2 protein-coding genes and 1 pseudogene are annotated in these 1220 nt (G+C 62.5%); 2 read left to right on the plus strand and 1 reads right to left on the minus strand.

What is annotated here, in order from left to right:
- A pseudogene (locus B3V69_RS04180) lies at positions 1-456 on the plus strand (adenine methyltransferase); the annotation flags it as partial.
- A 57-nt stretch (positions 457-513) separates the two neighbouring features.
- Positions 514-804, plus strand: a complete 291-nt coding sequence (locus tag B3V69_RS04185) for a nucleotidyltransferase family protein (RefSeq protein ID WP_296444097.1) — start codon at positions 514-516, stop codon at positions 802-804.
- Between the two features lie 33 nt (positions 805-837).
- On the opposite strand, the gene B3V69_RS04190 is transcribed toward B3V69_RS04185, so the two are convergent.
- Entirely contained in the window at positions 838-1128 is a 291-nt protein-coding gene (locus B3V69_RS04190) for a hypothetical protein (RefSeq protein WP_296444099.1), read from the minus strand.
- Positions 1129-1220 lie beyond the last annotated feature (92 nt).

Below are 1220 nucleotides of genomic sequence, written 5' to 3' on the forward strand. Positions count from 1 at the left end.
ACCGAAACGCTGCAAGGCGGCGCCGTCATTCCTGCCGGGCCAGCGCAAAATGCAGTCAGGCGAGCCCACCCCCAGCCAGCCCAGCGCAGCGCAACGCCAAGCGTCAGAGAAAACGCCAGCAACATCGCCCAAGCCGCCAAGCGCCTGAACGACCTGCGCGAAGCCTGGCTCAACCCGCCCGAGTGGACCGAGCGCGTGCCCGAGGTCATTCCACTGGGCATGGACAAAAGCCCGTACCCCGACCGCATCCTCCCCAAACTGGGCCACGAAAAAGACCTGGCCGACAGGACGCTCACCAAGCTGTACAACCAGCGCCCGGCCTGGCTGGACGCGGCCCACAAGGCGCTGGACGCCGCAGTGGCCCAGGCCTACGGCTGGAGCGACTACACCGCCGACATGCCGGACGAAGAAATCCTCAAGCGCCTGCTGGCGCTGAACCTGGCGCGCTCGGCGTGATCGTTCATATTTCAATGGCGTTGGGCTACTATTCGCGGTAATTGCACCAAAAAATCCATGAAACCTTCCCAATCACTGGAACTTCACCGCAGCGCTGTGCTGGATGCGGCTGCGCGCTTTCGCACAGCGAACCCCCGCGTGTTCGGATCGGTTATTTACGGGCGGGATGCTGAGGGCAGTGACATTGATTTGCTGGTGGACCCGTTGCCAGGAACGACCCTGTTTGATCTGGGGGGCTTGCAAGTGGAGTTGGACGAGTTGCTGGGTGTGCCGGTGGACTTGCTGACCCCCGGAGATCTGCCCATCAAATTCCGCGCGCAAGTGCTGGCGGAAGCGCGACCCATATGAGCGTATGAGTCGTCGCCCCCTGCGCTGAGCGGCTCAATTCAAGCTGTCTCGCCAGTCACACCGCAGGCGCTGCGCCGCATCCGCCTGCAGGCGCCAGCTGACATACAAACTCGGTGCCAGCATGGCCAGCAGGCACAGGGGGTAAGCCCACGGGGCGTCCAGCGTGAACGCGGGCAACCAGCCGACCCGCCCCATGACCCACAGAATCAGCATCGCGTCCCACAGCTGATACTCCAGCGGGTGCTCGGCCCGGTGTTCCACATGCCACTTCTTGATGCGCTGGAGCTTGAACAGGGGGAGATGAGGGGGCATGTGGGGAATCATGGGAACCTCCTGTTGGAAGGTTTTACTGTAAGTTGCGTGTAAGCTTCTGTCAACCGGCGAACGCATGTTTTTCGCAGAAATCCGGCTCTCGG

The organism is Rhodoferax sp. UBA5149 (assembly GCF_002413825.1).
Taxonomy (GTDB): Bacteria; Pseudomonadota; Gammaproteobacteria; order Burkholderiales; family Burkholderiaceae_C; genus Rhodoferax.

Coding starts and splice junctions, on each gene's coding strand:
- B3V69_RS04185 (WP_296444097.1), top strand. CDS start 514: ATGAAACCTTCCCAATCACTGGAACTTCACCGCAGCGCTGTGCTGGAT.
- B3V69_RS04190 (WP_296444099.1), bottom strand. CDS start 1,128: ATGATTCCCCACATGCCCCCTCATCTCCCCCTGTTCAAGCTCCAGCGC.